General features: G+C 40.7%; 23 protein-coding genes. 17 read left to right on the top strand and 6 right to left on the bottom strand.

The genetic code is table 11. The features are described from left to right. Positions 1-146: 146 nt before the first annotated feature. The 3 genes from L1283_RS12170 to L1283_RS12160 all read right to left on the bottom strand — a co-directional run bounded on the left by L1283_RS12170 (position 147) and on the right by L1283_RS12160 (position 2,644). Entirely contained in the window at positions 147-1,124 is a 978-nt protein-coding gene (locus L1283_RS12170) for a hypothetical protein (protein ID WP_312351855.1), read from the bottom strand. Between the two features lie 377 nt (positions 1,125-1,501). Next, positions 1,502-1,861 (bottom strand): nuclear transport factor 2 family protein, encoded by a 360-nt coding sequence (locus L1283_RS12165; RefSeq protein WP_312351856.1) that lies wholly within the window; start codon positions 1,859-1,861, stop codon positions 1,502-1,504. A gap of 168 nt (positions 1,862-2,029) precedes the next feature. After that, the gene (locus L1283_RS12160; RefSeq protein ID WP_312351857.1) at positions 2,030-2,644 is read right to left on the bottom strand and encodes a hypothetical protein; all 615 of its coding nucleotides are present in this window, start codon (positions 2,642-2,644) and stop codon (positions 2,030-2,032) included. Between the two features lie 1,004 nt (positions 2,645-3,648). Here L1283_RS12160 and L1283_RS12155 point away from each other — a divergent pair. The 4 genes from L1283_RS12155 to L1283_RS12140 are packed head-to-tail and all read left to right on the top strand — an operon-like array spanning position 3,649 to position 10,328. Next, a complete protein-coding gene (locus L1283_RS12155; protein WP_312351858.1) occupies positions 3,649-4,023 on the top strand; it encodes a hypothetical protein in 375 nt (124 codons plus the stop codon). A gap of 17 nt (positions 4,024-4,040) precedes the next feature. Then, the gene (locus L1283_RS12150; RefSeq protein WP_312351859.1) at positions 4,041-7,430 is read left to right on the top strand and encodes a SusC/RagA family TonB-linked outer membrane protein; all 3,390 of its coding nucleotides are present in this window, start codon (positions 4,041-4,043) and stop codon (positions 7,428-7,430) included. Positions 7,431-7,434: 4 nt separating this feature from the next. After that, a complete protein-coding gene (locus L1283_RS12145) occupies positions 7,435-8,826 on the top strand; it encodes a RagB/SusD family nutrient uptake outer membrane protein (RefSeq protein ID WP_312351860.1) in 1,392 nt (463 codons plus the stop codon). A gap of 2 nt (positions 8,827-8,828) precedes the next feature. Further along, on the top strand, positions 8,829-10,328 hold the full coding sequence (locus tag L1283_RS12140; protein WP_429626127.1) for a TlpA family protein disulfide reductase: 1,500 nt from the start codon (positions 8,829-8,831) through the stop codon (positions 10,326-10,328). A 51-nt stretch (positions 10,329-10,379) separates the two neighbouring features. Here the strand turns inward: L1283_RS12140 and L1283_RS12135 are convergent, their stop codons facing one another. From L1283_RS12135 to L1283_RS12125, 3 genes are all read right to left on the bottom strand, one after another. Continuing rightward, on the bottom strand, positions 10,380-10,748 hold the full coding sequence (locus tag L1283_RS12135; protein ID WP_429626126.1) for a hypothetical protein: 369 nt from the start codon (positions 10,746-10,748) through the stop codon (positions 10,380-10,382). A gap of 4 nt (positions 10,749-10,752) precedes the next feature. Further along, positions 10,753-11,268 carry a MauE/DoxX family redox-associated membrane protein gene (locus L1283_RS12130; RefSeq protein ID WP_312351864.1) on the bottom strand — a complete coding sequence of 172 codons (516 nt, stop codon included), beginning with the start codon at positions 11,266-11,268 and terminating at the stop codon, positions 10,753-10,755. A 343-nt stretch (positions 11,269-11,611) separates the two neighbouring features. Next, entirely contained in the window at positions 11,612-12,157 is a 546-nt protein-coding gene (locus tag L1283_RS12125) for a hypothetical protein (RefSeq protein WP_312351865.1), read from the bottom strand. 316 nt (positions 12,158-12,473) lie between these two features. Between L1283_RS12125 and L1283_RS12120 the strand changes: the two genes are divergently transcribed. The 13 genes from L1283_RS12120 to L1283_RS12060 all read left to right on the top strand — a co-directional run bounded on the left by L1283_RS12120 (position 12,474) and on the right by L1283_RS12060 (position 24,673). After that, positions 12,474-12,602, top strand: a complete 129-nt coding sequence (locus tag L1283_RS12120) for a hypothetical protein (protein ID WP_262511804.1) — start codon at positions 12,474-12,476, stop codon at positions 12,600-12,602. Between the two features lie 67 nt (positions 12,603-12,669). Then, positions 12,670-13,608, top strand: a complete 939-nt coding sequence (locus L1283_RS12115; protein WP_312351866.1) for a hypothetical protein — start codon at positions 12,670-12,672, stop codon at positions 13,606-13,608. Between the two features lie 28 nt (positions 13,609-13,636). Then, positions 13,637-14,644, top strand: a complete 1,008-nt coding sequence (locus L1283_RS12110) for a hypothetical protein (RefSeq protein WP_312351867.1) — start codon at positions 13,637-13,639, stop codon at positions 14,642-14,644. 2 nt (positions 14,645-14,646) lie between these two features. Beyond that, positions 14,647-15,390, top strand: a complete 744-nt coding sequence (locus tag L1283_RS12105; RefSeq protein ID WP_115048359.1) for a LytR/AlgR family response regulator transcription factor — start codon at positions 14,647-14,649, stop codon at positions 15,388-15,390. Positions 15,391-15,421: 31 nt separating this feature from the next. After that, positions 15,422-15,736: a MerR family transcriptional regulator gene (locus L1283_RS12100; protein ID WP_312351868.1), complete on the top strand. Its 315-nt coding sequence runs from the start codon at positions 15,422-15,424 to the stop codon at positions 15,734-15,736. Between the two features lie 462 nt (positions 15,737-16,198). Continuing rightward, on the top strand, positions 16,199-16,843 hold the full coding sequence (locus L1283_RS12095) for a DUF6266 family protein (RefSeq protein WP_312351869.1): 645 nt from the start codon (positions 16,199-16,201) through the stop codon (positions 16,841-16,843). A 50-nt stretch (positions 16,844-16,893) separates the two neighbouring features. Continuing rightward, complete coding sequence (locus L1283_RS12090) at positions 16,894-17,427, top strand: DUF6266 family protein (RefSeq protein ID WP_312351871.1); 534 nt, start codon at positions 16,894-16,896, stop codon at positions 17,425-17,427. Beyond that, the gene (locus tag L1283_RS12085; RefSeq protein ID WP_312351872.1) at positions 17,424-17,828 is read left to right on the top strand and encodes a DUF5675 family protein; all 405 of its coding nucleotides are present in this window, start codon (positions 17,424-17,426) and stop codon (positions 17,826-17,828) included. Before L1283_RS12090 ends, L1283_RS12085 begins: the two co-directional genes overlap by 4 nt. A 275-nt stretch (positions 17,829-18,103) precedes the next feature. Further along, positions 18,104-18,403, top strand: a complete 300-nt coding sequence (locus L1283_RS12080) for a hypothetical protein (RefSeq protein ID WP_312351873.1) — start codon at positions 18,104-18,106, stop codon at positions 18,401-18,403. Beyond that, a complete protein-coding gene (locus tag L1283_RS12075; protein ID WP_312351874.1) occupies positions 18,390-18,560 on the top strand; it encodes a hypothetical protein in 171 nt (56 codons plus the stop codon). Before L1283_RS12080 ends, L1283_RS12075 begins: the two co-directional genes overlap by 14 nt. A gap of 250 nt (positions 18,561-18,810) precedes the next feature. Beyond that, positions 18,811-20,460, top strand: a complete 1,650-nt coding sequence (locus tag L1283_RS12070) for a DUF6377 domain-containing protein (RefSeq protein ID WP_312351875.1) — start codon at positions 18,811-18,813, stop codon at positions 20,458-20,460. A 225-nt stretch (positions 20,461-20,685) separates the two neighbouring features. After that, complete coding sequence (locus L1283_RS12065) at positions 20,686-22,095, top strand: SGNH/GDSL hydrolase family protein (RefSeq protein ID WP_312351876.1); 1,410 nt, start codon at positions 20,686-20,688, stop codon at positions 22,093-22,095. Positions 22,096-22,099: 4 nt separating this feature from the next. After that, positions 22,100-24,673, top strand: a complete 2,574-nt coding sequence (locus tag L1283_RS12060) for a glycoside hydrolase family 38 C-terminal domain-containing protein (RefSeq protein ID WP_312351877.1) — start codon at positions 22,100-22,102, stop codon at positions 24,671-24,673. Positions 24,674-24,682 lie beyond the last annotated feature (9 nt).

The raw sequence follows: 24,682 nt of genomic DNA, 5'->3' as shown, positions 1-24,682 counted from the left end.
GCCGCCTATAAAAGGAAAAAAGGGACAGCTAAAGATCTTCGCAGATTGAAAAATAGGGGTCAATATCGAAATGATGAAAAAAGCTATGCCTGTACAACAGAAATCCAATCCTAAAATTTATTTAGGACACATATGTCTCTTAATATTTAGTTTTCAGTAACATTTATCTTTTTTGTTAATCGTTTTATAGATACGTAACTATAAACTGAATAAAGGATGAATAAAATAAATGCTAAAGGAATAATCTTGATAAAAGCACTTAGAAAGTTAAGTTTTTCATCATTCCCCTTTTTCCGAAGATTATTATATGAAAATTTTATTTTAGTCGAGTCATTTAAAATATATAATTTACTTGTATCTAGAAGATTGTTGAGAATTAAAGTGTCCGTTTTGGACGACGCTAATGAACTTATTTCATCATAATCATTTCGAAAAGGGTATTTTATTGATTTTGCATTTAGTGCTTGTTCTAATACCTTAATATGATTTTTGTCTGATGGATGTTTCTTATGTATTTCAACAAGCTTTGTCAAGCTATCGAGTTCTTTTTTTATCTGCTTATCATATCTGTTTAATTCCATTTCCTCCCTTTTTTTCTGTAATTCATCGATATTGATTTTTCTTGCATTAATATAGTAGGTTTCATCTAGTTCGAGTTTTTTACTAAAAATACTATTTTGTAAAGTATCGTTTTTTGAGCTTTTGGGCGAAATAAAGTAATCTACTAATGATGTGGTTGAGGTAATGAAAATCAGTGCTAATGAGGTCATAACAGCGTTTATTTTGAATAAAGCAGCATCACTTTCTCTGAATCTCCTTATTTTGCTGGTAACATTATAGATACGGTGGGAGATATTGATTTTATTTTTTTTAGAATCAATAAGTGCTACAAAATTAATATAATCGTTATTTTTCCATAAAGATCTTTCTATTATTACGTTATTCTTTTCTATTCTATAATTTGGAACAAAAAATTCTGACGAATTCTTAATTTCAAAGTGTAGCCATATTGCGTTTTTGTCAGGTGAATATAGAGTCAATTCTTTATCAATTTCATCTGATTTTATATCATTATGGCCAGTATAGATAATAGTGCCATTAAATAAAATCAAATTTTCTTTCACGTCCGCGTCTTTATATTGTATAGACATTCCATCGATGGTTTTAACAATATCTTGATATAATTTTATATTACGTCTTTCGATAAAAGAGAACTTTGACTTTCGAACATAATATATACCCCAAATGGAAATTATTAATGGGATTGAAAACTGTAAAAAGTTGATTATATTATCAAAAATAAAATTGTACATTTATATTATTCTATTCGTTAAAAAAATATTCGGTTTCCTTCTTTATTAAAACTTCTATTGATGGTCATCAGGTTTAATAAATTAAAAATTTACTATATCCATTGAATCATCAAAATCTATTGTGATATTTACCAAATCCATTTGGTTATATGCTTCAACATATCGGAAAGCTTTCTCCGTTCTATCGTTTAATATGGATTTTTTAGACCATTGGGAAAATCCTTTGCTGCGACAGCCCTATAATTGATCACGATTTCTGTCGAACTATGCAGATGTGTCATTGATTCAATGGCCTGCTCTCTCGCACTGAAATAGGATAGGGCGTCAATCGCCTGTTTCTTAAATTCCTCGATTCCTTTCAATTCCATAGGGTTTTCACCGTTCATAACGTTTAGGAAAACAATGTCATCAGCGAAATCTGCAATCATACCTTCAACGTTCATCTCGTTATAGGCCTCTATATACTTGAAAACTATTTCTGTTCTCTTATTTAAAACATATGGCTCAGTAAGTACTTTCCCTTTTTCTTCCATAATATCTTCTTTCATATCCTTTTTTCTCAACTATTGATTACATCCTTGCAATAACCTATGTACTCTATGATCGTTTTTCAAATTGCTCCTCAATTACGATGAAAACTTGAGGGCATCATTTCCTTTCCGCCCTCAAACCAATGTCCTTCAGGTATTTTGGGTATATCTCCAAAAATTATTGGTCTATTCGCCATTATTCTCAATCTCCTTTTCTTGGCTAAAAAGTTTATAGCAGTTTTCAAACCAATAATCCCCTACAACATTGATAGCATTTTTAAGATCACCAGCGTCGACTGCAGATAATATTTTATAGAAAAATGGTTTAGGACCCCTTCCAGATTTCTCATTGAAAGGTTTATCTGTCTTCTTCACATATGTAGTAAAAGATTTAGCAATTCTATCTCCTATAATTGTAGTGTCAGAGGTTGAATCGGCATCTACAGTATTTATTTTCTCAACGATATTTTCGGTTAGAAACTCATCGTTTTTGTTATAAAAAGAAAGCACTATTGTTATTTTATCATTTATTGTCGACGAGTTTTTTGACTCTGGAACATAAGTACCCTTTTTCTTTCTGTATTCTATTCTTTTTTGCGTCCTCTCGGGAAGAGAACTATAGTTAGGAATTTCTTGTGTTGGATTACTAAACTGGTAATGATGTAAATTAAATGATTGAGCAATAGCTTCCATCCTCGGTAATTCCAAACTTCCTTTAAGATTTACCAAATTGTCGATATTCGATCTATTAGTTGAGGAAAGAAACGCTATATCAACAGTCTCCAGCCCGAATTTTTTCATATACTTTAAAAGTATCTTTACGAACTCATTTAGAGCGTTGTAAATGGGGACAGATTTATTCATTTTAATTAATCGAAAAATTTGAATTTCATATATTTATTATTACATTTGTATTGTAACATGCGAAACAGGGTAGGAGAAATCCCTACACGAACGATTGTCACTTACGCACGAAAGCCGTCAAATTTTCCACGTAGGTTGGCACGGGGTTCGCTTTCCATTGATTTTTGTATCTTTGCATACATTTCATTGGAGCGAACTTTCTGTCAGACTTTGTGGAACTAGGACTCCGGTCTTAGAGGCTCTTGACGGCGCCACGTGCAAAGCTTGGAAGTTCGCTCCGTTGATTTTAACAAGCAACCATCTCCAATAGCCTTAAAGTGCCATCGTTTTTATAACCATAATAGATTATGATAAAACGATTCAAAGACCACCAAAAACACAGAACTTACCTCAACGAGGTGAGCCTTGAGTTTTCCAATTCAATTCTAATAAGCAAGATTATTCGGGCTCCAGAATAATTAGTTAAACAATATAAAATCAAAATAGGGGATAGCGGCATTCGCAAAATAGTTCGTGCCGAACAGGTAAGCACTAGAAAGGCCCTTAGACTAGGTTTCCCGATCTGTATTCATAACACTACACCCTTTAATTTTGTGTAATTAATAAAATTGCTCTTACGAGACTTTGAACACCTTAAATGTAGCATTTTATTTCTAAACAACAAAATTAAATACTATAATTTTGTATTGTTATTCTATACTAAATAGGTCGGGTTTTTATTTCTTTCCGAGAGGAAGCGCCATAATGACCCCTTTAGATGACTTGTAACCAATTTGAGGGCGTTTTGCGGATCTGTTAATTTTTTCTTGTTGGATAAGCAGTTTTTAAAATAATACTGCTATTGACGACCCTTTTTGAATGCAAAAATTTTGCTAATGGGGAAGCTACGTCCAATTAAAAAGAATAGGACATAGCTAAGTCATCTTTATTTAAGCTATAAAATGAACCAAAAATATTCAAGTGTGCTGGCGCTAGAACTGGCCATATATCAAGCACATGAACCTGCTTATGATCCGATTAAAAAGATCATCGAATTTTGGAATAAGTACGACATCAATACTATTCAGAATAAGTTCAATATGCTATTGAAAAAATCAGCCGAGAGATCGTCCGGCGAGAATGTGCTGGAAATCTGCCACAAGCAGGTATTTGCCGTGGAGGTGATGGCGCTGCTAATCGCCTACTTCCATGTACATAAAGACTTTATGGACATTAGTAAAATTGATATTTCAGAAGCTGAAACAACATTATCCAGCTTGGATGAGCTCGAAATAACAAAACGGATCCATGAGTTTTTTGGACGCATAGCAGACTAACCTTTAACAATAAGCAGATGAAGCACAGATCAAACTGGATGTCTGCCTTATTGGATAAGGTAGCCTATCCGGCAGCTATAAAAGATGCTGAAAAAAATAATTTAAAAAAAGTTCAATATCCGTGGGATAAAAAGCACCCCTTCGATTGTATTGTATATAACTTGAGGCAGATGATATCGGCATGTACCCCTGTGCCGATGCCAAAAAGCGTAAAGGGAATGTTTAGCATAAGGACAATTCTAATCCTGTTCCTTATGATGTTCAGTTTTCATATGTTTAGTTTATCAGCTCAGACGCCCCGCAAGGACAGCGGGGCGGAAGGGCTGTTATCTGTAAGTGGTACTGTCATATCTTCCACTGACGGTAAACCGATCCAAGGGGTGTCCATCCAGTTGCAAGGTGAAAAGGGTAGGGCTTCGTCCAAAAATGATGGTTCCTTTTCGTTAGCAGTTTCCAATTCTAAAGGTACAGTTTCATTCTCCCACATGGGTTTCAGGCGATTAGAACTGCCTTATGTTGCTGGGGTATCATTGCAAGTAAAATTGATACCACTGGAGAATCAATTGGAAGAGGTGGAGGTAGTGAGTACGGGATACCAAAAGATCCCGAAGGAGCGAGCCACAGGGAGTTTCGTGCAGGTGGATAACCAACTACTAAATCGTACTGTCAGCACAAAAATAATCGATCGGCTAGACGGATTGACCAGTAGCCTTGTTTTTAACAAAAATCCAGAAAGTAGCTCACCCATAACTATCCGCGGAAATAGTACAATATATGGCAATCAAGTTCCTTTGATTGTATTGGACAATTTTCCGTATGAGGGTTCCTTAGAGAGCATTAATCCCAATGATATCGAAACGATAACAGTATTAAAAGATGCCGCTGCTGCATCAATATGGGGCGTGCGTGCGGGTAATGGTGTCATTGTGATCAACACCAAGAAAGGGACTAACCAAAAAGCGCAAGTAAACTTTGTTTCGAATGTGACATTATCTCAAAAGCCGGATATCTTTTATCGACCTCAACTTTCTTCATCAGAGTATATTGCATTTGAAACTGCCTTGTTCAATAATGGTTATTTCTGGAATGTAACGGATGGATTTTCACCCATTTCTCCAGTAGTGGCGATGCTGCAGCAACGAAAAGAGGGAAAGATCTCAACTGCTGACTCTGCAGCATTTGTAGATCGATTGAGCAATTACGACGGCCGACACGACATCTACAATACAGTCTATCAGTCGGCTGTAAATCAACAGCATGCTGTATCGATCCGAGGTGGCGGTACAGCACACCGCTACTTTCTATCAGGCGGCTATGATCGAAACCGTGGTACGATTATCAACCAGTTAGATCACCGCTATTCGCTGACAGCAAAAAATTCGTTTAACATCTGGAAAGATCGGTTGATCATTTCTTCGGATATTTTCTTTACCGAGAGTGACAAGAAGGGGATAAGTTCGCCATATCTGACACCGCGATATCCTTATGAACGCATGTTTGACGAAAACGGCAATGCATTGGCCACAGTGAAAGATTTGCGCGAAAGTTTTGTCAAAAGTATCGATACGGATCAAATGTTAGACTGGTCTTACTATCCTGCCAATGAGCTACGCGCAGACCGCATCATCACTGGAACGGATTATAGATTAAATCATCGTATAGAGGGGAAGATTATGCCGGGGCTTAACGTTTCAGCGGACTACCTGTTTCAGAAAGGAACCCAGGACAATAGGCGACATTATCTGTCCAGTTCATACTATGTACGTAATCTGATCAATACTTTTACACAACGAGATAAAGCGACCGATCAGTTAACCCGGCCCATTGCACTGGGCGACATCTTAGATCAGGACAATAGTCGGTATACCAATAAATCAGGAAGGGTCCAGCTTAATTTTGACAAACAGTATGGTAAACATCAGATCCACGCACTGGCCGGATTTGAAATCAGGGATTATAAAACTGAATCATCCAGCGACAGGCGCTACGGATATGACCCTGAAACAGGAATATCGGCTAATAATGCGATGGATTTCTCAAAAGAATTTCCGCAGTACTACGGTTATGGAAGTTCACGAATTGCTGCTCGGGTGGCTAACAGTGGGGCCATAGATCGCAATCGGTCACTGTATTTTAATGGATCTTACACTTTTAATAATATTTACACCTTATCTGCGAGTGCGCGTCGGGATGAGTCCAATTTATTTGGTGTAAAAACAAATCAAAAAGGGGTACCACTATGGTCTATTGGTGGCTTATGGCACCTATCTGACGAAGACTTTTATGGTATCAAAGCTTTACCAGTGTTACGTCTAAGGGCTTCTTATGGGTATAATGGTAATCTAGACAAATCAATATCGGCTTATCTTACTACACTGGCAGGTACAGGTATCAATAGCTTCGGCAATAACTATTTAAAAATCTCCAATCCGCCAAATCCTTCCCTACGTTGGGAAAAGGTCGGTGTCTGGAATTTTGGGCTTGATTTCGAAACCCTGAAAAAACGTCTGACGGGCTCTATCGAATATTATCGAAAACGAAGCAGCGATCTGATAGCAAACAGTCCGCTTGCTCCTCAGGCGGGCGTACTTACCATCAAAGGAAATGCAGCCGATATGGTAACAACAGGCTGGGATATAACGCTCAATAGCCGTAATCTCATCGGAGACTTTAAATGGGAAAGTACAGCGTTGCTGAGCTTAGTTAAAGACAGGATCACAAATTATAAAGCGAAACAGAGTACCAACTTTGACGTGGTGAGAGGAAATTATATAAACCCACTGGAAGGACATCCATTATACGCCTTGTTTAGTTTTCCCTATGTGGGACTTGATAGTGAAGGGAATCTGATAGGGCGGTTAGATGGAATGGAAAGCCAGAATTATAGCGCCATGATGAACAGTTCAGATACGGACAACCTAATATATTCAGGTGTAGCCACACCAACATTTTTTGGAAGTCTGATAAATACCTTTCATTATCGTGATTTTGATCTCAGCTTTAATATCGTTTTTAAGGCCGGTCATAAGTATAGACGCGAGTCGCTAAAATATTCGGAATTGTTGACTAATTATATGCAGCCTGATTATGGTAAGCGCTGGCAGCAGGTTGGTGACGAGCTTTGGACAAATGTACCTTCTATGACTTATCCCTTTGACAGCAATCGGGAGAGTCTTTACAAATATGGAGCGACGTTAATCGAAGATGCCAGCACCGTCCGTCTGAAAGACATACGTTTGGCTTTTCGGAGGCCTATCAACAGGTTAGGAATCCGTGAACTCCAGCTTTTTGTCTACGCTAATAATATTGGATTGATTTGGAAAGCCAATAAGCAGGGCCAGGATCCTGATTCTCCTTTAATGCCTATACCCCGTACTTATAGTGTTGGATTAAATGCAAACTTTTAACAACATGATGAATTTAAATAAAAACATTACTTCAATAAGGGCCTTCTTATTGCTATTCATTTTGTTATATCTTACAGCATGTAAGGATAGCTTTCTTGATGTGAAGCCCTCCACAGACATTGTGTCTCCAAAGACATTAAATGATTTTCAGCAAATGCTGGACTACCCCCGGATAAATCAAACATCAGCACTCCCGTTCCTAGCCTCGGACGAGTATAGTATACCGGAGGAAAAAGACTGGTTGGCCCAGTCAAACTTAGAACGAAATGTTTATATCTGGTCCGAAGATCGATATGGTGGACAAACGAGTATAGAAGATTTTAATTACCCTTATGAGGGTATATTTTATGCTAACTCGGTTATCAGCGGAATGGAAAATCTCAAAGAAACTGCTGCAGATAGAAAAAAATATAACCACATTTTAGGACAGGCTTATTTTGCACGAGCTTTTGCATGTTTTGATCTAGTCAAAAACTTTGCAGCTCCCTATGATGCGGATTCTGCACCGCAAGAGCTTGGAATAGCCTTAAAACTTTCTCCCAATGTTGACGAAGTCGTCGAGCGTTCTTCTATTCAAGAAAACTATGATCAGATCTTGTACGATTTAAACCGGGCTACTTCATTATTGGATGCACCCATTACACTGGATAGAAACAGGGCTAACAAGCCATCTGCTTACGCTCTGGCTGCCCGCATTTATCTGAGTATGCGCAATTATGAGTCTGCTGAGACATATGCCGATAGCTGTCTTGCTATGTATGATAAGCTGATAGATTACAATACCGTTAGCTTAATAGCAGCAGCACCTTTTACGCTAGGCAATGAAGAGTCAATGCTGTATTCAACAGTGGGACGCAATTATTCATTGGTATTATATGCGAGTACACAAAACATGAGCATCGATAATGGTCTGTATGATCTGTACGATGAAAATGACCTTCGAAAATCCATTTTCTTTTCGAAAAATACTGCAAACGGCCTAATCAAAACGAAACGGGGATATAGCGGCTCCTCCCGTTTCCCTTATTCGGGATTGGCTACGGATGAATTATATCTGATTAAAGCAGAATGCGCCGCCAGAAAAAATGATCTTCACACTTGTAAGGATTATTTATTTAAGCTGCTTTCCAAAAGATATAAAACAGGAACATTCACAATGGATAACTTTTCAAGACAGCATGAAGCGTTAAATAAAGTCTTGATAGAAAGACGAAAAGAATTGGTATGGCGAGCAGGATTACGTTGGGACGATATACGCCGGCTCAACAAAGAGGGCGCCAACATATCTCTTAGGAGAAAGCTCGGAAATGAAACTTATGTACTCAAGGCCGGTTCTCCACAATTTGCATTTCCAATACCGACCAATGAATCTATTTTTTATTCAAACAATAAGTAGTCATGATAAAAATCTTATTTAAAATAATTATATGTTTTATAACCTGTCTATGGGGGATAGTGTCGATAGTGCATGCGCAGTCCGGTATAACCATTGCAGGGCGCTTTTCAAAAGAACTACCCAAGGGTACAAAGTTGCACCTGATTGTGCTCGATGAATATGCTTTACCGAATTGGTATGCATTTTCGACATCTTATAAAAGTGAAATCAGTGGGAATGGTAGCTTTCAACTTAGCTTTCAACCTAAGAGTTCCAAACTTTTTGTAAGTTTTAAGCTCGAGGGCCCTAAACAGGAATATAACTATCTTAATATCCTGGATAATAATTTTACACTTTATCTCATAGAGGCTGGAGATAGCTTGCAGATGGATATATCGGATGATAATATTAATTTTTCTGGACGAGGTGAGGATAAGATGAACTGCCAGCAGGCTATCTATGCCAACCAGATATTTCCGAGGAATTCGATTTTACCTTTGCTTCGTCAGAAAGAACACGAAAATAGTAGTGATTATGCAAAATCTTTAATTGGATTGATAGAAAAAAATCTGCAAACAAAGCTTGCCATACTTGATCTTTATAAAAATGATTTGACCGACTCAGCATTCCAAATCATAAAATACAATACGATCGGAGGAGCTTATCTTACCCTCTGTTCGCAATTTTGGTTGGATAAGGGAAAAGGCGGGTTCGACTTTCCGGTTTTCAGGCAAGAATATCTAAATTGGCTATCTAAGACTTCTGAAGATGGTAATGATTTAGCCGCATATGCACCACTTTACATTAAGTATCTTTTTGAACGGGAGCAAAGCCGTGCAGCTTACACTAAATATCCTGATAAAATTGCCAATGATTTTGAATTTGCGGATATACTGCAAAAGATTACTACCATGGCTGCAAATAAACAACGTGATGCCTTATTGACCGCCAGTGCGATTAATCTCGCCGAGCGGAAAGTGGGTGTACAAGACTGTGCGGCAAGTATTTATAAAATGCTAAAGGATCCTACTATAAAGAATCTATTTGAAAGGTGGCAGTCAAAAACGGGAAATAATGTGCCTGCATATGATTTTAGCCTGCCCGATACATTAGGGCAAATGCATCGGCTTAAGGATTTTAAAGGTAAAATGATTCTTATGGATCTGTGGTTTAACGGTTGCTTCGGCTGTAAATATATGAACAAAGAAATGCGCAAGATCATAGACCATTTTAAATCCAAGAAAACAAAAAATATTGTCTTTATTAGCCTGAGTGTTGATAAAACCAGAAAAGCTTGGATAAATGGATTAAAAACAAAAGACTATAGCCAGCCAGAGCAGCTGAAACTCTCAACATATGGAACATCATGGTATGAGAATCCATTCTATAAACATTACAATTTTAAAGGAGCGCCACAGCTATTACTTATTGATAAAAAAGGGAATGTTATTTCGTCGGGGCCTCCAGATCCGAGGTTAGACGGTGGAAAAGCATTAATTGAGTTAATGGAAAAGCATCTTTAATTGCAGCAGGCCGACAAATAATTGCCGGCCTGCTGTTTTAGATTCAAAAGACTATTGGTAAAAAGCCTTATCTGAATCTGGGTGTGGTTGCACACCATTTGCCGGAGTAGCTTGACTGTAGTCTAACGTCGAAGGCAATGAGGCATTCTCAGATTGAACGACACAGTCATTTGGACTTGGCTCCTGACAATTCTCAATAGGATTTGGCGCAGTCGTAATTTCTAGATATTTCCCAGTTGCCTGGTCATTTACCCAGTAACGCATCGTAGCCTTTCCTGTAGTAATTGCTTCAAGTTTTTGCGCATGTTGGTTTTGTAACTTTGAAGCTTTTTGCGCTTGCGCATACTGAGCCATTCCGGCCCCAGCTGCGATTGTTGCTACACCCAGTAGCAATTTCCCATATTTTTTAATACGTACCATGGGTTTAAATTTTAGAATGTATAAGTTTTGTTTTTACCAGGGCAAAAATTCCCGCAATCACCCAGATGATATTAAAGGCAATATGCGTTTTCCAGCCCATGGATTCGATCACACCACCACAATGACAAAGCTTTTTCTCTGCAAACCCGACCATCAGACTGAGGTAAATGGTAAATACCCCCATCAAAAGGGTCGATGTCCACAGTGCAAAGCGGTTGATCCGATATACAGGAATAACGAGCAGGATCGCGAGCACAATCTCCAGCGAGGGGATGCCATAGCCGATCAATTTCGCATACTGACCTAGATAGGGGATCTTGCTATTGCCTCTGATAAAGGTAGATATGTTCATAAACTTGGCCCATCCCGTGTACATGTACAGAAAGGCATAGCCGTAGATGATCACCTCAGGTAAGCGACGATAGACCCAATGTGCACCCGAGCGGATTGAACTACCGCGTTTTGGGGAGCTTGCAGGCTGATCCTGTTGATATACTGAAATATTGATGCGCTTTTCCATAAGCTTGTTTGTGTTGTTGTTCTTTCTTTTTGTTTTTCTGCGGAGCCAGCTGCGTATCACTGCTGGATTTCCTTTTTGGTTCTATACTCACCGACATCGCGGGAATAAGGCAAATTTTCTTTTGTGTTGTTTCATAACCTTGTTTTTTATTGGAGCATTTAGGATCAAGCTTCACCTGTACATATTACTTTCTTCGATTAAGCTTGATGGTATTGTTCTGCTTTATCCGAGCTGCTATTACAAAGTTCGAGCACAGCTAATTAGCTATGTTGGGATTTTGAAGACTAAGTTTTGTGTTTACAACGACAATAGATTTTGACGGGATACCCAAAAAATTGGGCTATTAGCAATCATGATCCCGCAAGAGCCGACGGAGCAGCTCGCTGCTGATTCCCATAAACAGGGCCAGTTCATGATGCTTCACATAGCTTCTAAGATCGGGATATTTGTCAAAGACAAAGTCGTATTTATCCTGATTGTTCAACGATAACAACTTATGCCGATAGTCCAGATAGGTCTCCTGCTTGTCCCTGAGATTGGCATACAGATAAAAGACTTTCGGGTTATGCGCATTGATTTCTTCCAGTTGCCGGAGCGAGGTACGGTATGTACGGCAATCACTTAGCGCGATAAACTGATAGCGGTGTTTATGGTTGGGGATCATCAATGATTCGCCAGAAATGGCGTAGCGTACTGGACAGGTCTTCTCATATTTCCCAAAGATGCCATCAACGATCAGATAGAGCTCGCCCCAGTCGTTGATGAGTCGTTCTCCTGGGCTAAAACGCTCTTCTTCAAATACAGCAGATAATTCAGGGATTTCATGTTGCCATTGTGGGTTAATATCTCTGAAAAAGGGATCAAGCAGGTATTCTTTACTTTTCTTCATTGTTTAGTTTATGTTGGATTTTTTATCATAAAAAAGGAAAAGGCAATTTACGAATGCTTAGTCAATCTGTGCTATTAAGGGATAGATAACCTATTTGATGGGTGAAATACCTATATCATGGGTAAATGGTATTTTAAGCTACGATTGTTAGCTAATTTTCAGTTCAGTGCTGTTTTTTTGCTCTGTTTCCCCCGACTTGTTTTTTTTCCTTGCTTGTTGCAAATTTGTTTATCAGCTGATCATTAAATGAATATATCGTACGATAGAGCAGGATAGATTCGACCTGCATCTTTCGAGTCAACAAAATGATTTAAACATGGCAAATGAATTGCAAACAAGCGTAACAAGTGATCTATTTGAAGGCTATACAGCTTTTGAACTGTTTGGTGACGACCCTATATTGGGCGATCTGGATGATGATAAATGTTGGACAGGATCTCTATAGTTCTTCATCGTACACCAATGGCCTCAGGTGATTCAAATTCACCTGGGCCATATTAACCGAAAACCAAATGAACAATCAAAAAAAAGAACAACTACAACGCCTGCTGTGGATGGCGAATGTGCAAGGCTTTTATCCGGATAAGCCCGCAGTTGAACTTGAAACAGGCTATCAACGCTGGAAAGAACACCGTCAACAGTTTGCCCAATTGGATCGAGATTTTTCTACTGAAAATAAGGGGATAGGATCTTCTACCATTGAACCCGCTACTTTGGCTGGTAGCATCGTCTTCTCATTTCATTATGGGCCATATCGTCTGCTCCCACGTTATCTTGTCGCAGCAGGATACCGACTCACCATGGTGGTCTCGAATACGGTATTGGAAAGAGAACGTAAAAAATATGCCCGAGACCTCGCCGATATGGGCTTGCCAGCAGATAGGTTCGAATGCTTGGAGGCGAGTGACACCATGGTCATACGCAAGATGCTTCAGGCTATTTCACTCAATCGGCTGATACTCGTATTCTTGGATGCGAATGAATCAGTGGGCAACAATGAAAGTAAAGAGGAGCAGGGGCGACTAAGGGTCTCTTTCGGTGGAAGTTATTTTTATTGGCGTAGTAACCTACTCAAGCTCGCACATCGTTTTGGTTTACCTGTATACGCCATTCATCTAAGCCCTAAACTCCATCATACAGAACCAGCCTGGCAAATGGGGAATCCAATAAACATATTAACCTCAGCGGACAAAAATAATCCGACGGCGATCTTAAATGCTTTTACAAAACTGCAGGAAATCTTTCAGGCAATGATGCATAATGATTGGACTGCCTGGGAAAACTGGGGACTTATGCACCATTATAAGGGTTTTGACGAGCGGACGGGATCTGGCACAAAGTGTAAAGGAAGCTGGATGATTCCGTTTTCTTTTGCGAATAAAGGATATTTGTTTGACTTATCTAGAAAGATTTTTTATGAAATTATTGTTAAAAAGAATGATATTTTCTAATTTGGGTTAACAACTTGACCAATTAATTATGAAGACTTATTCATTCAATCTGGATTTTTTTAACCAATTGCATTACAGATATATTTATGGAGTCACCTTATTTATCTTATTGCTTGGCAGCGTATTCAAACACTTGTGGTTAAATCACTCTTTTAACATCTTTATATTGTTTATCATTCCGTATGTATCCTATTTTACTGTCAGTTTTGTCACTTTCCATATTATAAGGCTGCACAAATATCGACTCTGGTTTATATTGGTGGCCGGAGTTGCGCTGCTTATATGGGTTTATCCTATCGTAAAATGGTATTATTACAGTTTTCTAACGGCACAGGGGGTCGTGTTCTATTTCCCTTGGAAAGATGGGGATGCACAAAAGCTATTTATTATAATCGTTCGTGGGCTTGCATTCGTGCTGCTTTTCCTCGCACTTGATACCGTTTTGTGGCAGAAGAGACAAAAAATAATAAAAATAAATGAACTTGAGCTCGCCGTAAAAGATATTTCTGACAACGCACTGCTGTCGGGGCATTTTTTATTCAAACTCTATCAGTTTTCAGTGGAGAAGAAAATTGTTTTTGATCTTAAAGTGCTGGATTTCTTTCAGTACATTATCAATAAGATCGCCTCGCGCAATAGCCGGGTAGCGTTGGCTGAGGAATGGGCTTATCTCAAACAATTGGTGGTTATGTGTGTGCATCGATCAATAGAGATCAAAGGAGAGGAACTTGTTACAGATTACATCTGGAATAGGTCTGTCCCCACGCTTTCGCTGATGACCTGGATTGAAAATGCAGTTTCCTATAGCCCGATTGGAAGAACAATCCCTATTGTCATCGAGTGGATTCGACAAAAGGATGCTATCGTTTTTACGGTACGCAATCGTATAGCCAGCAGTACCGAGGGAAAAGGAACGGGCAAGGGATTGGAACTGGTCAATCGTCTCTTTGAACCTTTACAAGAAGGTCATGTAAATGTAACGTATCGTATTGAGGAAGAGATGTATTTTGTGGTGGAGTTAAAATTCATGAATTAATTATGCCTAAATATAGTATTGTTGTAGTCGACGACGAGAGATCGGATGCCAACAAAGTTGTCGAACAGATCTTAAAATTAAAAGACATTCACAAAATAGGTGATTTTGAAGATGTCAAAGTTTTCGAGAATGGAAAGGAGGCGCTCAACTATCTGATGCACCATAAAGTGGATATTCTTTTTCTGGATATACAGATGCCCGAAATCTCGGGATTTGAGCTTTACAAAATCTTGCCGCAGCCGATGAGACCGGCACTGGTCTTTGTCACCGCTTATGCCGAATTTGCATTGGATAGTTACAAATTGGACGCTTGTGATTATTTGCTAAAGAATGTGACTTTTGACGCGGTGTTCTTGGCTTTAAATAAATGCCTTAAACGATTAGGGACACCAATCATGATAGCGCCGGCGGTACAGCGCGAATATTACGTGTACGAAGTCAAAGACTCTCGCTGTAAAAGGGTCCTGAAATATCGCGATATCATCTATATCCACAGTATAGACAATTATGTAGAAATAGTGACTCGTAATGAGAGGCTGATCTGCAGGATAACCATGGAGGAGATTGAAGAAAATATGCCCCATGCCGATTTTGTGCGTATCCACCGTGGTTACATTGTCAACTTCAAATTTGTTAAGTATATCGATGGTGGCAAGTTATGGCTTGCCGAAGGTGAAAAAATTAGTCTTCCGATCAGTCGATCGCGTAGAAAGAACATTGCTGGAATGGGAAAATCGATCGAATAACCTGTCTATTATAAACCCTAAATAAATATGTATGCGTAAAAATCGCTGTTTGAAAGGGCTTTCGATTAGCCCAGGGCAATCCTATGCCCAAGAATTGATCTTGCTGGAACTGTTAGCGGTCAAGCGTCAGCTTGCAACTTATCTCGAACTACGGGAGCAGCTGGATGCGGGAAATGTACTGCTTCGTGATGCTGAATATGTTAAATCGCATGTCGGGATCTCTACCGAAACGCTCTATCGGCTGCAGCGGGATGGCTATATCTGCATCGCCAAGCGCGAGCGCAACAAACGCTATTACCGCGATGTGGATGTAGAGCGCTTGCGCAGGAGCTACCGGGGACTATAGTCCGCTCGATCTATCGATTTTTACCTGTATACGATTACTTTCTTCGGACGTTTCCCTTAACGGGGAGACGTTTTTTTTATGCCTCTATCCGTATTTTCTGCTGATCAACTTCTGCCTTTCCGCCTGTTTTTATCGGGTTGGCATCGGGATTTCATCGGGAAAATAGCATCAGATCCCGATGAAATCCCGATCAAAATATGATCACATGTAGGAATTCGTAGGACTTTCGTTATAAATTATAAATGAGAATCAATCGCTCGAAATTAGCCTTGTTTTTTTGTTTTTTCATGTCGAAAAAGACTTTATGTGTAATTGAGTTCGGTCTATAATCGGTCAACTTTACGATGCTTATCGGTCTGCGATCGGTCTAATAGTTTGTGTCTATTTGTTGTTGATTTAAAGTGTTTTATGTTTGTTATGTCAATCAGATGTACCGGTATAAAACAGGATTGATTTTAACAAATGGGAACTATTGTAAACGGAGCAAACGGAGGCTTTAAGGGTAAAGCCGGCTCAGTAATCGGAAGCAGTTGGAAGAGTATCAACTACATCAAAGGGCTTTATAAAAAGAGGTCGAAGCCCGCCTCAGAGGCGCAGCTCATGCAGCAGGAAAAGTTCAGGACGCTGATGCGTTTTCTGCTACCGATCAATGTCTTTCTAAAAATCGGATTCGCTGGTAAAAATAGCGAAAAATTAACTCCGATGAATGCGGCATTTCAATTTAATCAAAAAAGGGCGATTACAGGTGTATATCCTGATTTTGCACTTGATTATTCCAAGATCAGTATTGCTGATGGTGGCATGTATGGCGGTGGAACAGTAGCGGCTTCTTATGACTCGGGCGAACTAATCTTTAGCTGGTCGACAGGTGCCAGCGAAACGTTCGAAACCTTTGCAGATGATCTGGTCTATGTGCTGGCCTATCATCCCGAAAAGGATGAGTTTATATCCACTCCAGCACCTAGTACGCGATCGATCGGTGTAGTGACCTTTCTGGTACCCGATCATCTGGCTACTGGTTCGGTTCATACCTGGCTATTTTTATCCAATCGGACCAAGACTCGGGTGTCTAAAAGTGTGTATCTAGGCGAGATACAGCTTATCTAATGATTTGTGGGCTGAGCCGATCGGGCTCAGCTCATTTTTAACAGTTTATTATGGCAAAAAAGATAATCAGCCCCGGACAGCTGCGCGTACGTGCTGCCTTTAAAGCGGGGGTGGCCTTTTTGGCTCCCTTAAATGGACTGGTCAAAAGAGGATATGCTGAGATGGCAAAAAGAAAGAATAGTCTCGCAGCGGGATTAGCCCTCGGATATTTACTTAAGGTCGCTATCAGAGATGAAGGAGAACAACCTGTAGTGGATCCTGCTTTGGTCCGCCTTAGTGAAGGTTCTCTGCCCGGTCTATATGCCATAAGCATAAATCGTTATACCGATTCTATTGAACTGACGCATGAGGTTCGGTATTCGAGATTTTCAGATTCGGATGACCGGCTAATACTCTGTGCCTATCAGGTAGAGAAAGGTTATGCCTACGTCAACGAGCAAATCTGGCAACGTCGAGAAGGACGCGTAATTGTGCCTATACCTGAAGGATTCCGGGAGGATGGATTCCATCTTTATCTATTGCTATCAGATAGAAAAGGCAACAAATATTCACGGTCAAAATATCTGGGTTATTCAACCATATGAAAACAAAACATATCCTGCTGCTCCAACGGAAATATGGAGCACAGGGAACCAATGGTACTATCACCTATCAAGGTGAAGAAATCTGCCATACGATCGAGCTGCCAGACAGAAATAACATCCCACGGATCAGTTGTATCCCTATTGGACAGTACAAGCTGGAGAAACGGCGATACCCCAAACATGGCGAACAGATTGGTATCCCCATCGTACTTGGCCGGGAGGCGATATTGATCCATGCGGCCAACGATGCATTGAAAGAACTGCAGGGCTGCATTGCTCCGGTCACGACTTTAACGGGTGAAGGTACAGGGGATTACAGCGGTAAGGCATTGGCAAAACTTAAGGCGCTGGTGTATAGCCTGTGGGATATGGGGGATGAAGTGTATTTGAATATTCGATAAATGCAGGTATGGAATAGATCATTGCATTCTTTGGTGTCATCTTTTTAGTTCTCTGGCTATATGAATCAAACTCGCTGCGCTCAGACAGTGATTCATATATACGCCAGATCCCGTCAAAGCTTGACAGTCAGAACGCTATATTTTCTATTCCTTTACCTGCAGATTTATCGAGGCTGGTATTAGGAGAGATTGGTGGTAGTAATAGCAGGCTTTCAATTCTTTGTCCTCCTATATTGCTCGAATAAAGAAGGGAATGTTTTTAAAAACGAATAGGTATGAAAAAAATCTTAAACAAAATAGGACAGGTGTTGCAAGTGGTTCTTGCGGCTCCCGTTAAATGGCCCGGAAAGGCGGGTAACATTTTAAAATATATCGCTGTGGGCCTGGGCATCTTGGAAACAGTTATGGAAGAGGAAAAGCCGCCTCCTGAACCTTCGCCTGAAAAGGAGGATCCTATCGATCTACCGCGTGACAATGTGCAGGAAAAGAACAACCTAGACCAGATTTATCGACGGTCTGACGGCGAGGCAATCCAGCAGAATGCGGAAAGGAGCGAAGCTGATGCGATGGAATGATATGCGTATATCAGCCTTCGGGGGCACGATATGCTCCATTTGGGCCAGTATCTCGCTGGGTGATGTGCTGCAGACTGCCTTGACAGCCGCTTTAGGCACCTTGGTCAGTTTTGCTACAAGTAGATTATTGGCGAAGTTGGGCAAACGAAAGCGGTGAACGAATGTAATTTAGGCGTATCTACGGGTGCGCCTAACTTTTGTAAGGCTTCGACATATTGTACTGTTATCAATTTTGGAATGCGTTCGTGATCAGATAGAAAAGAATTTTTTTGCATTATTACTGGCAGGTCGGCGGCAAAATTCAGCAGTTTATGAGGAAAAGAAATAAAGTTAACGATATAAGCTTGGGTTTTTACCAATAAATTTTTGTCTATATTTGAGTGACGGTGATCAATTATAATAACCTAGTGAAAGCGAAACAACTTATTCTTCTATGCATTTTTGCGATAGCTTACTGTACACCATTACAGGCAAGCAAAATAGATTCCTTACTGCAAGTCTTGGATAAAGCTATAAATAATCGTACAGTTTATTTAGATACCAAGATTCGTCAGATTGATTCAATCAAAGATCGGTTGAGAAATCACTCAGCAGCCAAAGATCGGTTGAGAAATCACTCAGCAGCCAAAGATCGCTATGAGATCCAAAATCAGCTAATTTTTGAATATCAAACCTTAAACTGTGATTCTTCGCTCGCCTATATCGGTCGCAATATCGCAATAGCCAAACAATTGAACGATCAGAAGCTCATGACCGAAAGCCAAGTCAAATTGGCTTTTGTTCTTTCCATCTCTGGATTGTTTACCCAGGCATGGGAGGTACTGAAGCAAATCGATTATGATGGGCTGCCTCAGCACCTCAAGGTCATCTACCACTGGAGCTGTATCCGTTATTATGAAAACTTGATCAAATATACTGACCACGATAATTACAATAGGCAGTACGAAAGCGAAATCGCCAAATCTAGGAATAGCCTCATGGGACTGCTTGATCCAAAATCGGATATGTACCTCAAGGAGAAAGCATTTAAACTCAAAGCAGCCGGTATGTTTAAAGAGTCTAGGGATATTCAGTTGCATTTATTTAAAAAGGAAAAAAGTGATACACACGGTTATGGAATGGCTGCCATGGGTCTTGCTATGATTGCTAGAGAACTCGGCGAAATGCAGCTGGTAGAAGAATACCTGATCATGGCTGCAATAACAGATGTACGCCTGGCGATTAAGGAAAACGAGTCCTTATTGACTTTGGCGATTTACTTGAACAAAAAAGGGGATGTAAACAGAGCTTTTACCTATATTCAGGCTGCCCTGGACGATGCCAATTACTACAATTCGCGCTTCCGCAATACCGTGATTGCACGTACGCAGCCTATTATCGAAGCGACCTATCTGGCCAAAATCGACCAACAACGGAAAAACCTACGTTTGTACGCCGTCGTAATCAGCATATTTGCGATTATTTTGATCCTCACACTCTATTTCTTATTTAAACAGATGAGGATCGTATCCCGTGCTAGAAAGAAACTCAATATGACCAATGAGCAACTGACGCTCGTCAACCATAAACTGGACGAGGCCAACCTCGTGCGTGAACGTTATATCGGCTATTACCTCAATCAGTGTGCGGTGTACCTAGACAAATTAGATGATTTCAGGAAAAATGTGTACCGTAAAGTCAAAAGCCGTCAGCTCGAGGACCTGCAGCAACTTACCTCCTCCAATGCATCACTTGAAAAATATGCGCAAGATCTTTATACTGATTTTGACCGTACGTTTCTAGAGGTATATCCCAATTTTGTCGATGAATTTAATAGCCTGCTCCGGCCAGATGAACAGTACCAGCTGAAAAAGGATAAACTCAATACCGAGCTCCGCATTTTTGCGCTGATTCGATTGGGAATATCTGATGTGAACCAGATCGCTATATTTCTACGTTATTCGATGCAAACCATCTATAACTATAAAAGCAAAGTAAAGAGTAAGGCGATCAATGATGCTGAACATTTCGAAGAAAAAGTACGAAAACTGGGTGCAGTATCCCCAAATCAATTCTAAATCATTTACCAAAATACTTTGCTTGCTTATTTGTAAATTTTTGTTTTTCAGTGTTTTATTTTGATTTCTGTGTTTTAATCGTTTACTAAGAGCCCTACTTGCAGCTGCAAGTAGGGCTCTTGCGTTATACATTTGTTTCCAAGGGACTGCCGATAGAACCAATACCAATTTGATAAATCTATATTTACGTTTTACCTATCGTCAACCTGATACAATTTTAATCTTATGGGAAATTATTCTAGAAAAATCTTTTTGGCAGGATTCATCGTTCTCGTCTCTTTGGGAACAGCTCTCCGGACTGTTGCACAACAAATTTCGCCTTTTAAGGATGGCGATCGCGTGGTCTTTTTGGGAAATAGTATTACAGATGGTGGGCATTACCACGCCTATATCTGGCTGTATTACCTCACACGTTTTCCAGAAATGAAATTGAAGGTATTCAACGCCGGAATCGGGGGGGATCGCGTGGTGGATATGCTCAGAAGATTGGATGGCGATGTTTTCAGCAAGCAGCCTACGGTATTGATCACGACTTTCGGTATGAACGATTCAGGCTATTTTGAATATAACGGTGATCAGCCGGAGATTTTCGCGGATACCAAGGTAAAAGAGTCGTATGATGGGTACAAGGAAATGGAAAAAAGATACAAAGGGTTGGTCGATACCCGCCTGGTATTGCTTGGAAGCACGCCTTATGATGAAAATGTGGTGATCAAGGATAATAAGCCCTTTAAAAATAAAAATAAGGCTATGAAACGCATTGTAGATTTTCAGCGTGAATCGGCCAAAAGCAATGGCTGGGAATTCTATGATTTTAATCAGTCCATCAGCGCAATCAATGCGAATTTTCAGCAAAAGGATCCAACCTTCACCATATCTGGAAGCGACCGCGTGCACCCGGATAATAATGGGCATATGGTCATGGCTTATTTGTTCTTAAAAGCACAGGGATTTGCCGGTCAAGGGGTAGCTACAGTGGGCATTGACGCCTCGAAGCAACGTGTGACAGAAGCAAAGAACTGTACGGTTGAAAATGTCAAAAAAGCTGGAAATAACCTCAGTTTTGATTATCTCGCGGCGGCATTGCCTTATCCTATGGATACAGTCGCTAGAGGCTGGGGGGCTAAATATAGTCAGCACGATGCCGTTAAGATCGTCCCTTTTATGGATGAAATGAATCAGGAAGTCTTGCAGGTAAAGGGACTTAAAGGAAACTACACCTTATGGATTGACGATCAGGAAATCGGTGTATGGTCTGCTACGGATCTCGACAAAGGGATCAATCTGGCCAATCAGACACGGACACCACAATATCAGCAGGCCTTGAAAGTGATGTTCCTCAATGAAGAACGCTGGGAGATTGAACGCCGCTTCCGTGATCTGGCCTGGGTGCAGTATAATTTTTTTCTCCCAAAAGGATTGTTGAATGCCGACAATCGAAAGGCAATCGAGGTCATGGACCAACATGTGGCCACAGATGGTTGGTTGCGTGCAAAAAGAGATCTCTATGCCAAAGCGATGTATCCTGAAGTACGCGCGGCCTGGCAAAGCCAAATTGATGATCTACAGCAGCGCATGAATGAAGTTAATCAACCTGTTAAGCGTTCTGTGCGTCTTGTGCAGCTGAAAAAATAATGGCATGACCGGGTTGAAAAAAATAGCAGTTATTTTGCTCATTGTGTTGTCGTCAGCAGCTGGACTAAAGGGACAACAGCAAGCTTATTTTGTCGATGGTTATCACGGCGGGGTTTACGGACACTACCCATTTTGGGTAACGACATTTATGCTCGACCATCTGGAAGGATCACCAAGCTGGCGAATTGGACTTGAGATCGAGCCAGAGACCTGGGATTCGGTCAAGGTTAAGGATCCTGCTGGCTATGCACGCATGAAGGAATGGGCGAAGGATCCACGTCTGGATTTCACAAATCCGACCTATGCGCAACCTTATCTGTATAATATCTCTGGTGAAAGTATCATCCGTCAATTTGCTTATGGCATGGCTAAATATCACGCGCATTTTCCAGAAATCAACTTTACAACTTATGCTGCGGAAGAACCTTGTTTTACAAGCAGTCTACCCCAGATCCTTCGGCAATTCGGATTTCAATATGCGGTACTTAAAACGCCAAATACCTGCTGGGGAGGCTACATCAGGGCACATGGTGGTCAATTTCTGAATTGGGAAGGGCCCGATGGTACGGCAATCCTTACAGTACCCCGTTATGCAAATGAGGCTTTTGAAAAAAACTCCACCTGGCAGACTACGGCTTGGGCCAATACTGCGGACTATTGGAAGAGTTGTTATGATGCTGCAATTATGAATCCTGTCGGTATGTGCTACCAGGATGCAGGTTGGAAAAATGGTCCGTGGATGGGAACGGGCGAACAGGTGAAAAATCAGGTGCGTTACACCACCTGGACGGAATATTTTCGGTCGGTCCCCGCCGGACGAGCTGTGCCCAGCTGGAAAATGGGGCAGGAGGATATTTTGGTTAACTTAATGTGGGGGAGCCAAGTGCTGCAACGTATTGCACAACAGGTGCGCAAAGCGGAAAACAGCATACTGCAAGCTGAAAAAATCGGGGCCATGGCTTTTATGGATCATGGTTTTGTACCAGATCATAAACGCCTTGACGAAGCTTGGCGAACCTTGATGATGGCCCAGCACCACGACTCGTGGATTGTGCCTTACAATAAATTGCATCAGGACCAGACTTGGGCGCAGGCGATCGAGAAGTGGACAAACAATACCCTGAACATTGCGGACCAATTGATCCAGCAGGCAAATGCTTCTTATGCCTCTTCCACGCGGAGTACCAATTCGGAATTGGGCTATATCCGGGTTTATAATACGCTAGCCCGGCACCGAAAGGAATGGGTACAGGTGCGCTTACCTGCAGATGTGGATGATGTCACCGTGTGGACAGGAAAACAGCAGGTATTGCCTGTGCAGTGCCGTCAAACGGATCAAGGTAAGGTCGTGGAATTTGAAGCAGAGGTGAATGGCTTCGGCTATGCTACCTATCAGCTTAAGCCCGCTCAACCCATTAAGCCGGGACAATCTAAATCGCGTGAACGGCGAAAAATCGTCCGCTTTGATACCGAAGGCAATTGTATTCTCGAAAATGAATTGTACAAGATTGTGCTGGACAAAAAGCAGGGTGGAACAATCAAGAGTCTGATTGCCAAATATGCAAATCATAAGGAATTCGCTGCACAAGATGGGGGATATCGGATGGGAGAAATCGCAGGGCATTTTTATGAGGAGGAGAAATTTTATTCTTCTAAGGAAAGCCCTGTAGTGTTTACTATCGTACAGGATGATGGGCTGAAAACAACGGTGGAGGTAAAAGGGAATATCAATGGGCATCCTTTTGTTCAGTTGCTGTCTTTAGTGGCAGGTCAACAACGCATCGATATGGACCTGACCATCGATTGGAAAGGGAATGTTGGAATCGGTGAATATAAGCAACAAAAGAAATGGACTGATAATAGACGTGCTTTTACAGACGATCGCTATAAGTTGAAAGTCATGTTTCCTTCAACTTTGAAACAGGGGAAAATAGCCAAAAATGCACCTTTTGACGTCACCGAAAGTCGCTTAGAGGATACTTTTTTTGGCCAGTGGGATCAGATTAAGAACAACGTTGTGTTGAACTGGGTAGATCTCTATGATGAAAATAGCCAATATGGACTCGCCATACTGACCGACCATACGGGATCATACGTCCATGGTAAAGCGTATCCATTGAGTCTGACGGCACAATACTCGGGTTTGGGATTGTGGGGGATGGATTATAAGATCACTGAACCATTACACATGCACTATGCATTGATACCACATGAAAATAACTGGAATACAGCGCGTATCGCAGACCGAAGCAATGCCTGGAACGAACCCTTGCTGGCATGCTATCATGCCCATTTGGAACTCAGCGATCGTCAGCTGATCACAATCTCGGATAATAACCTGGAAATCTCGGCCTTTCAGCTGGACCATGGACAACTTAGCTTACGCCTCTTTAATACGGGCAATAAACAGGCCACATCATCTGTCGCCATAAACTCTCCTGCGGCTTCGCTGCAGGAAGTTCTGCTAAATGGTGAGCAAAAGGGGAATATTCCCCTGAGTAGGGTAGATGACAAGAGCAAGGCTTTTGTGGTGCAGCTGCCAAAATTCGGAATCAGAACCTTTCAGATTAATAAATAGAACCTAAGA

The sequence above is a fragment of the Sphingobacterium sp. HSC-15S19 genome (genome assembly GCF_050433745.1).
GTDB classification, from domain to species: Bacteria; Bacteroidota; Bacteroidia; order Sphingobacteriales; family Sphingobacteriaceae; genus Sphingobacterium; species Sphingobacterium siyangense.
This window is presented reverse-complemented; position numbering and strand designations above follow the sequence as displayed.